This is a genomic window from Rhodoferax sp. (assembly GCF_028688795.1).
Taxonomy (GTDB): domain Bacteria; phylum Pseudomonadota; class Gammaproteobacteria; order Burkholderiales; family Burkholderiaceae_C; genus Rhodoferax.
The window spans coordinates 285,008-293,803 of the sequence record NZ_JAQTXM010000002.1 but is presented as its reverse complement, the minus strand read 5'-3'; the positions used below and the strand labels follow the sequence as shown (position 1 = coordinate 293,803).

8 protein-coding genes and 1 pseudogene are annotated in these 8,796 nt (G+C 56.0%); 5 read left to right on the top strand and 4 right to left on the bottom strand.

What is annotated here, in order from left to right:
* The 5 genes and pseudogenes from PHQ58_RS03040 to PHQ58_RS03020 form a co-directional block, all read left to right on the top strand.
* Positions 1 to 363 (top strand): annotated as a pseudogene (locus PHQ58_RS03040) (hypothetical protein); the annotation flags it as partial.
* A complete protein-coding gene (locus PHQ58_RS03035; RefSeq protein WP_300106677.1) occupies positions 356 to 577 on the top strand; it encodes a hypothetical protein in 222 nt (73 codons plus the stop codon). The pseudogene PHQ58_RS03040 and the gene PHQ58_RS03035, both read left to right, overlap by 8 nt.
* An 88-nt stretch (positions 578 to 665) precedes the next feature.
* The gene (locus PHQ58_RS03030) at positions 666 to 959 is read left to right on the top strand and encodes a DUF6127 family protein (protein WP_300106674.1); all 294 of its coding nucleotides are present in this window, start codon (positions 666 to 668) and stop codon (positions 957 to 959) included.
* A complete protein-coding gene (locus tag PHQ58_RS03025) occupies positions 956 to 1,432 on the top strand; it encodes a hypothetical protein (protein WP_300106671.1) in 477 nt (158 codons plus the stop codon). The genes PHQ58_RS03030 and PHQ58_RS03025 overlap by 4 nt, the downstream gene beginning before the upstream one ends.
* On the top strand, positions 1,429 to 1,887 hold the full coding sequence (locus tag PHQ58_RS03020) for a lysozyme (protein ID WP_300106668.1): 459 nt from the start codon (positions 1,429 to 1,431) through the stop codon (positions 1,885 to 1,887). The genes PHQ58_RS03025 and PHQ58_RS03020 overlap by 4 nt, the downstream gene beginning before the upstream one ends.
* A 316-nt stretch (positions 1,888 to 2,203) precedes the next feature.
* On the opposite strand, the gene PHQ58_RS03015 is transcribed toward PHQ58_RS03020, so the two are convergent.
* The 4 genes from PHQ58_RS03015 to PHQ58_RS03000 are packed head-to-tail and all read right to left on the bottom strand — an operon-like array spanning position 2,204 to position 8,761.
* Positions 2,204 to 2,923 (bottom strand): hypothetical protein, encoded by a 720-nt coding sequence (locus PHQ58_RS03015; protein WP_300106665.1) that lies wholly within the window; start codon positions 2,921 to 2,923, stop codon positions 2,204 to 2,206.
* Positions 2,920 to 4,941 (bottom strand): BREX-3 system phosphatase PglZ, encoded by a 2,022-nt coding sequence (gene pglZ / locus PHQ58_RS03010; protein WP_300106661.1) that lies wholly within the window; start codon positions 4,939 to 4,941, stop codon positions 2,920 to 2,922. Before pglZ ends, PHQ58_RS03015 begins: the two co-directional genes overlap by 4 nt.
* Entirely contained in the window at positions 4,938 to 7,784 is a 2,847-nt protein-coding gene (locus tag PHQ58_RS03005) for a DEAD/DEAH box helicase (protein ID WP_300106658.1), read from the bottom strand. The genes pglZ and PHQ58_RS03005 overlap by 4 nt, the downstream gene beginning before the upstream one ends.
* Positions 7,781 to 8,761: a hypothetical protein gene (locus tag PHQ58_RS03000; RefSeq protein ID WP_300106655.1), complete on the bottom strand. Its 981-nt coding sequence runs from the start codon at positions 8,759 to 8,761 to the stop codon at positions 7,781 to 7,783. The genes PHQ58_RS03005 and PHQ58_RS03000 overlap by 4 nt, the downstream gene beginning before the upstream one ends.
* Between the last annotated feature and the right edge of the window lie 35 nt (positions 8,762 to 8,796).

The following is an 8,796-nucleotide window of genomic DNA, read 5'->3' as shown; positions in this document are numbered from 1 at the left end:
CGCTGGCTGGAAAAGCCATCCTACAACCGGGTGTTTGTCTCGGGCCAGGAAGCCGGAGTGCTGGCGCAGGTCACCCGGGCAGGTACCGCTGGCGATCTGTTGGCACCGATGGTGGTGGATGCCTTGATTACTGAGGCGGCAGTTGCCCGGCAGCGCGGATTGGCAGTTTTGAGTGACACCGGTCGGCAGATTGAGGTCAGCTTGAATTTGCCGGTGCTTTTTGAGACTGGAATCATTGAGCCCGGTGCCTTCGTCCAGTACCGCGACAGCGGTGTTGACCGCATCGGACTGGTGCGATCCACCCAAGTGCAGGCCGGGTTTCCAGAGGTTTGGCAAACCTTGGGAGTGCAGACCTATGCATAACGTCTATGAGCAGTTCAAGCAACTCCTGTCTGATCCACCGTTACAGGTCGGCACAGTGTCAGAGGTTGGCACAGGCGTTGTCACCGTCCAGTTGCCCGGTGGCGGCACGGTCAGGGCCAGGGGCAGCGCAAGCATGGGAGCGCGCGTTTTTGTGCGTGATGGCGTTCTGGAAGCCGTTGCACCCAATCTGAGTCTGGAAATCATTGAAATCTAACCCCTACTGAAAACAATTTTTAACCTGAAACCCGCTTCGGTGTGCATTATGCGCATCTGGCGGGTTTCGCATTTTTGGAGCATGAGAAATGGAAACAAATCAATCTGAGCGACGCAAGATGGTGACGATGCCGCACGACGACTTTGAGCAAATGCTTGAGCGTGCGGCCGAGCGGGGCGCGCGTCACGCCCTGCATGAAGTGGGACTTGATGGTGAGGACGCAGCCCACGACATCCGCGAACTGCGCAATCTGCTCGATGCCTTCAATGAGGCCAAGAAAACTGCTGGTCTGACCATCATCAAGATGGTGGTCACTGGGCTGGTGATGGCGATCCTGACCGGCACCCTGATCAAACTCAAATTGTTTGGAGGTGCCCAATGATCGAAACACTGCTGGGTGGATTGTTGGGTGGGGCGTTTCGGCTGGCTCCAGAATTCCTGAAATGGCTGGATCGAAAGGGCGAACGTGGCCACGAACTGGCGATGCAGGACAAGGCCCTGGAGTTTGAGAAGATTCGCGGCACGCAGCGCATGGCTGAAATTGGTTCACAAGCTGATGCGACATGGAACACTGGTGCAATTGAGGCATTGCGTGACGCGGTGCGCACCCAGGGCGAGAAAACCGGCGTCTGGTGGGCTGATGCCCTGTCGTCAAGCGTGCGGCCAATCATCACTTACTGGCTGATGGCGCTGTACTGCGCGGCCAAGACTGTAGCCTTTGTTGCTGCACTGAACGCTGGCGCTGGCTGGGGCGCTGCCGTGTTGGCGGCTTGGTCGGAGGCAGATCAGGCCCTTTGGGCTGGTGTGCTGAACTTCTGGTTTTTAGGAAGGGTTTTTGATCGGGGTCGCTCGTGATTGCGGTGCCTAAAGCAGCCGTGGAGCTGGCCAAGCGGTTTGAGGGGTTTCACAGGGTGCCGAAAAACGACCCGTTACGCCGAGCCCATCCCTACATTTGTCCTGCCGGGTTTTGGACAGTGGGGTTTGGGCATCTGTGCAAACCAGACCATCCGCCGATCTCAGAGGCTGAAGCCGAAGTGTATTTGGCCCAAGACCTGATGACGGCCCTCACAGCCACACTGCGGTATTGCCCTGTGCTGGCTACGGAGTCTGATTCGAGGCTGGCAGCCATTGTTGACTTCACTTTCAACCTTGGCGCGGGTCGGCTTCAGGCATCGACGTTACGGCGACGAATCAACCAGCAGGATTGGGCCGTTGCTGGGAAGGAACTGCGCCGATGGGTTTACGGTGGTGGGAGAGTACTACCGGGACTCGTTACGCGCCGAGAGGCTGACGTGTTGCTGCTGCTATGACCCGAGCGATTGCAGTGGTGACTCGCACAGCAACAGCAATTGTGATCGAATGTCAGTTGGTGAGGCGGCTAAATCCACGGTGGCAAACCGAATATGGTGACCCTGGATCGCCGCCGTCTCGTCGACTGTCTGGCCGATTGCAGGATGCAGCATCAATCCGCTCGCACAATCCGCCAGTGCATCACCGCGTTCTCCCAAATCCCCTCAGACAAGAAGCGGGGCATTTGATCGTCAGTCCCCCCATAGCTCGCACCGACAAACCAATTTGTAGGCACACCTGACAGTTCATTTTCTATATTCATATCAATCCTTAAATCTATTCGCGCAGCGCCACCAACTGGTTGCTTGGCCCTTCAGAGCGAACTTCAAGCATCGGGCTGTTTGACATCAAGTAGCCGAGAGGTTGTTCTAGTGCAAACGGGTAGATAACCGGCAGGGACTGCAGAGCAGCCAGCGAGACTGCTTTGCCTTGGTAGCGCAAGGCAGCCTCGACAAGCCATGCAATGGCCATGTCCTTTGTTATCGACTTGATGGGCAGTCGGACGAGTCGCTTTCCCTTTTCAACGCGTTCAATGGCACCCCAGTTCGCCTGGGTTTGAATAACGGCTTGCGTTGCCCTTTTCGTGGCCTCGCGATCGCCATACACCTCGCTCATGCGGCGATGAATTTCTGATACTGAGCAATCACCCTGTATTGAGGTCAGTCGCCCCGTAAATTCTGCGATCTTTCCAAAATACGGGTAACTGGCAATGGCAGCACCCCAAGCAAAGGCAGCAATGCCATCGGACTTGTCGCTACTTTTGAAAATGCTCACGCCACGGTCAATGAAGTCGGCAAACTCTGGTCTGGGCTCCAGTCCAAGTGCGTTCAGCTTGGTGCGGGTCTTGGCTCTGGATTCTTTTCCAAGCACAGAGGCTTCCAGTAACTCGCTCAACGCATCCGCGCTGGAGGTGCCTGCGCGAACCTTGATAACGGCTGCAATCCAATCAAGCTGAATGAACCGATCGAACCCGATTTGTGGAACTGATTTCTTCATTCGTTTCCAATCAAATATTTAACTTTCACAAACGGAACGATCAGCTCTTCAACCGAGACTCCACCGTGGACCACCACATGTTCACCATCGGTCACAAATGCCGTTCGTCCGCCTGCAAATAGGGCCATGAAGTTCGCCGGTAGTCCAGCGATGTCCAACTTAACCGTGTTGGAATACGTGGCCACGGAATCTGCCCGCAATGATTCGCTGCGATACACGCGCACACGTTCGCCACGGGTTTCCGGAATCTCTCCCTGAGCAGGGCGTCCCATACCCACCGCTTCAACGTTGCCGTGATCTGCCGTCAGGTAGATGTGAAACCCTCTATCGAGCAGCATGGCAAACAGACGATCAACAAACCCGGTCTTCAACCAGTTTGCAATCCACAGCGCTACGTCTTGTTTTGATCTCTCTTTGTGAATGCGATCATCCACTTCGTCGATCACCAATCCAACCACTTTTGGTCGACGACTCTCAAGAGCCGCTTCCAGCACATCCAGTTGCTCGACTTGACGCAGCGAACGCTGGTACATGGTCTCACTCGGTTTAACGCCTTGCTCCTGCCAATAGGCCTTCCACAGGTATTCTTCCCTGTTGGTGTGCCCAATGGACTCATCAAACTCACGCGGCTTACGACCAGAGAAGATTGCTTGCCGCGAGACTGAAGTCACCGTCGGTATCCATGCGAATGAAGTGCCCTCATCGAAAGCGAATCGCTTCGTTGTCTCAACCAGACGCTCACGAATTTGCACCCATTGATCCAAGGCCAGTCCGTCGAATACCAATAGTGCGATCTTTTCGGCTCCGATCACTTTCCGGCGCGAGCTAAGGTAATCGGGAATCCGATGCACCATCACCGGGCCGTTGTGGAAGGAGAGCGTACTCAAGTCCGCATAGTGCTTGGCCGCAACCCATGCTTGCAGGTGTTGATCCGATTGATCTTGCAGCGTCCTAACAAGGCTGTTAACCTCAGTCATAGCATTTTCGTCATTGGCATTGCCAAGGTTATGTACGCGAGCAAGGATCTCGCCGTATTGCTTGGCGAATTCGCTCCAGGCCTTATGAGTATCAGCAGAAGTTGGAATAGCGTCGATCAGTTTCACGATGCCGTTCTTCACCAACGCACTTCGCGCCGCCGGGTCTTGCACAATCCCGGCCTTGATCCAACTAGGCAGACTGGCGGGCACGTTATGAACGGCCAGCGGATGTAGCGAGCCATTCAAAAACATGGAATCGACAATAGACTGCACATCCGAGTGGTCGAATGGGATGTCGATCTTTTCGATGTAGTCGGGCGGCGTTGGTTCGCCGATACGCGAACCGTCCATTCCCAAACTGGACAAGTAACGGTGCCATGCGTCCTGAACCACTCGCAACAAGGCACTTCGTGAAGCAAGCCAAGTCGCCACGGGCTGCTCTGCAAACAGTCCCTTACTTTTGATGATGCCAGCCGCGTGTTGGGCAAACATCAGTGGCAAGGAACGATTGGCGAAATGCATACGCAAAACATCACGCCAGAAATCGCTCTCGGTCCGAATACTCGATCGTGGGGCGAGTTGATAAACCCGCTCCAGGATGAAGTCCTTGGACTCGTTTTCACCGCGCACGCCCTGCAAATCCGTGTCATGCGCATCCAGCAATGCTGCCAAATGCTCCGGCTCAACCTGCTTGACTACGTTGTACGCCAAGCGAGGAAACAACTGCGCCAAGCCAAGGCTGACCACGCGGCCATAGTGACCAATGTCCCAAGGAAGCTCGCTCGCATCTGCGCCGCGCCAGTGCACGATCAAGGATGCTGTCGGGCCGGGCTCTCCTCGATCCCATGCAGTGCGGTAGCGCTCTTCAAACTCAGTACGAAACACAAAAGGATCTTCGTACAGCATCAACTCAAAGCCACGACTGCGCAACGCTGCCAGCAGGCGCTCATCCAGCAACACGTCGTCCGGATCGCAGGCCACCCAAAGGCGATCTAGGTCTGCCGTAAAGCGACTGAGAATTCGTTCGATCCACTGACTCATGCGGGGCGTTTCCCCATATCGACATCACCGGGCGACACATCGCCAGAGACGCGCACCATCATCACGGCATTTAAATCTGGCACGCTGGCCTCGGCGTCTGCCAGCGAGGCTAAGCGTGCCTCATGTTCTTTTTGCAGCCGCTTGCGGCGATGTTCCCGTACTGCAGGTAAACCGATACGTCCGATGGCCTGCTGCCGCGCCTCAAAGGCATAGACAGCGCGTTCGCGATCTTCCTGTAGACGAGTCCGATGCGCGTCAAGCAATTCGGTAAAGAGGCGTTCGCCCTGTGTCTTTGCGGCCACCAATGCCGCTTCAAACCATTTCGCTGCATCCTCGGCCCCGCTCACGCCGTGAACGTCCACCGTTTCTGTCAGCAGCAAATCCCACACGCGCTTAGCCGTGGGTATAAAAGCGCGACCATCTTCATTGGTGAAGACAGGTAGATAACGCTTGCGGCTCAAGCCTTCCGCTGCAAGGCTGATCTCCCACAACGACCAGATCCCTCGAACCGAATCCGGCAGGCCTGTCACGCTGATCACAGGTAATGGCTGGCCCGTCACAAATCGTGGCAATTCACTGATGACTGCTCGGGCCCTCGGATCTTCCAGCGTCACCCACTCAATCTCGGGGTTCTCGTCAGCAGTGCGCGCGTCAAAACATACCTGTGCCGACTCGCTGCCGTCAGCCCATTTCATGCGCCAAGCCTTGCCGGATTTAGTCGCTGAGCCACCGCGTGCGGTCAACCCTGCCGTAATGGCCCGCTCCAGCCAGAACTGCGCCGGGTGGTCACGCCACTTGCGGGCGTCCTCAGCTTCGAGCTCGTGCGCGTCCGAGAGCAGGTCACTATTCTTCTTCGACTCTGCCAAAGTCTCACGCAACTGTTCCACCACCGCGTCGCACTTCTGTTCGATAGCCTCCGGGTTTTGCAGCCCCTGCACAAACAGCTCATCAAACAATGGCTCTGCCTCGGCGGAATCCATCACGTCGGATGCTTTGTCGACGCCGAATTGCTGCGCGATGACTTCCAGCTTTTCCTCCAGCACTTGGCGTACGCGGTGTTCCACGGTGTCTTCGAGGACAAAGTTGATGGCACGAACCACATGCTTCTGGCCGATACGATCCACGCGGCCAATGCGCTGTTCAATGCGCATCGGGTTCCACGGCATGTCGAAATTGACGATCACGTGGCAGAACTGTAGGTTCAAGCCTTCACCACCAGCATCGGTGGAAATCAGCACGCGCACCTCTTGTGAGAACACCTTCTGTGCCTGCGTGCGGGCATCCAGATCCATGCTGCCGTTGAGCGTGGTCACCGAGAAACCACGGCTTTCCAGATGCTTGGCCAGCATGGCTTGCGTTGGCACAAACTCCGTGAAGATCAGCACCTTCAACGCAGGGTCGTTTTCCTCCTGCTGCAGTTTGTAGATCAACTCCAGCAGCGCTTCTGCCTTGGCATCAGTACCCGAGGCTTCCGTCTCGCGTGCCAAGTCAAGCAGCATCTCCACCTCTGACTTTTCCAGCTCCCAGCCGGTGGCCTGCATAGCCAAATCCACTTGCGATTGGCCGTCTAGGTCTGCCCAATCGTCGTCGCTAGTGTTCTCAAACAGCGATGCCTGCGGCTGCGGCTCCGCGAGCAGTGCCATTCGTTTTTCCAAGGTGGTGCGAATGGCCGCCGTACTCGACGTCACCAAGCGCTGCATCAGAATCATCAAGAACCCAATGTGGCGCTGCTTGGCTGCCATAGCTTGGTTGTAACCATGCCGCACATAGTCGGTCACTGCCTCGTACAAACGATGCTGCGCGTTATGGCGTGCCTGCCAGGCCACCGCTTGCAAACGGGTAACACGCGGTTTAAACAGAGGCAGGCCTTCGGCGTTGATCGACAGCCGTTTCTCCGTGCGGATCACAAATGGGCGCACCCGGTCACGGTTGACGCTGTTCTCGTCCGGGAAGGCTTCGCGGTCGAGCAACTGCATCAAGCGCAGGAACTGGTCGGTCTTGCCCTGGTGCGGTGTGGCCGAAAGCAGCAGGATGTAGGGCGACGCCTCGGCCAGCGCAGCACCCAACTTGTAGCGCGCCACCTGTTCGGTGCTGCCACCCATGCGATGCGCCTCATCGATGATCACCAGATCCCAAGATGCCGAGATCAGATCCTCAAAGCGCTCTCGGTTGTAGTTGTTCAGTTGCTCCAGACTCCAACCACGCCGACTTTCCATTGGCTTGACTGAATCCAGCGAGCAGATCACCTGATCGTGCACGCGCCAGAGGTTTTCTTCGTCATTGCGCCACTGGCGGAAGGCGGCCAGTTCTGCTGGCTCGATGAACTGCAATGTCTCGCCAAAGTGGAGCCGCATTTCAGCCTGCCATTGGCGCACCAGCCCCTTGGGCGCTACCACCAATACACGCTTCACGCGCCCGCGCAGCTTCAACTCCCGCAGCACCAGACCCGCTTCAATGGTCTTGCCCAAGCCAACCTCATCCGCCAACAAATAACGGATGCGATCACGACTGATAGCGCGATTGAGTGCGTACAACTGGTGCGGCAGCGGTACCACGCTGGACTGGATTGGCGCGAGCAGCAGGTTGTCTTCCATTGCATCCATCAGCTTGGCCGCCGCTGTGGTGTGCAGGATTTCCTCCACCGTAGGGCGGACGCTCTCCAGCGGCGCAAGGTCTGAGGCACGCGCCCGCACCACCGCGTCTTTGGCTGGCAGCCAGACGCGGTAGGCACTCTCGCCCCACACGTCCTGCCGCTCGACTACGCGGCAGGGGGTGGCCTGCCGAAGGAACCAGCACCAATCTCCGAGCTCGAAACGTTGGATTGTCCTATTCAAATCCGTCATCCGGCGTCCCTCGACCGAAGTGGAGCCTTGTTCGTAAGCCAATCGACATACTCACCAATCGCCCACTTCCTACGCTGTTTGATGAGGCTCCGAAGAAACTCCTGGCCGCCATCTGCAAACAGCTCACCGACAGCCATTCCCTGTGCCTGTGACCGACTCTGGGCCGCCTTATTTCCGAGAAACTCCTTTGCGAGCTGCTGTCGCTTTCGGTCGAAGTCATCAATATGGCTAATCATCGATCTACTTAGCTTCAGTACCTCTACCTCTTGCATCTCATCCGTATAGGTGACGACATAAGCATCCGTCGAGAGCAACTCTGCCAACTGAATGTAAATGGAGGCTTGGGCAAATCCTCTGCTTAGAAAGGAAAAAAGGCCGTACTCCAAGTCTGCGCTATTTGCCTTTGTGGCCTCAATCAGAGCAACTGGCTCCCCATTTCGAAGCTCAACAAAATCGATATCCATTACGCCTGCTGAAGATGGCATTGCTACCCTGTGCCAAGCGCTGTAGGCTGCAGACGAAGACGCTGTCTCAAATACGAATGGGCTAACGATCGTTTCTGGCTTCTGCTTTAGTACGGTCTTAATGAACTCAGCAGAATCCACCCGAAGACCACTCTTCGCGCCAGGACGCCGATACTCAAATACTTGGAAATTAGAATCGAGATAAACGTCAAAGACCGGGATTTCCTTCAGCAAAACGCCAGCATCAATTAACGAAATGATCGACTTGCTAGAACCATGACTATTAGCCATAGTCCCATTAACGTCATGCCGCGATGAATCCTCGCTCCAACTTGGGAACACCATGGCGTTTATGGTGAAGCGAGGCCAGGACTTGGTTGGCAGCCTCGAGTACTCGACAAAGGGAAGTCCAATGAAGTCGAGGCTAAGATCGGCTCGCCAAAGATCGTAGGCGCGAGTTCGCTCGCCGGTCATCTCGACATTTTTTGATATTTTTTTTGGCGCTTCAGCCACAACAATCCCGTTTCCGTATTTTCAATATTGAAGCC

What these genes read in the sequence shown, in the direction of transcription:
- PHQ58_RS03035 (WP_300106677.1), top strand. Translation starts at nt 356, where the DNA reads ATGCATAACGTCTATGAGCAGTTCAAGCAACTCCTGTCTGATCCACCG.
- PHQ58_RS03030 (WP_300106674.1), top strand. Translation starts at nt 666, where the DNA reads ATGGAAACAAATCAATCTGAGCGACGCAAGATGGTGACGATGCCGCAC.
- PHQ58_RS03025 (WP_300106671.1), top strand. Translation starts at nt 956, where the DNA reads ATGATCGAAACACTGCTGGGTGGATTGTTGGGTGGGGCGTTTCGGCTG.
- PHQ58_RS03015 (WP_300106665.1), bottom strand. Translation starts at nt 2,923, where the DNA reads ATGAAGAAATCAGTTCCACAAATCGGGTTCGATCGGTTCATTCAGCTT.
- pglZ (WP_300106661.1), bottom strand. Translation starts at nt 4,941, where the DNA reads ATGAGTCAGTGGATCGAACGAATTCTCAGTCGCTTTACGGCAGACCTA.
- PHQ58_RS03005 (WP_300106658.1), bottom strand. Translation starts at nt 7,784, where the DNA reads ATGACGGATTTGAATAGGACAATCCAACGTTTCGAGCTCGGAGATTGG.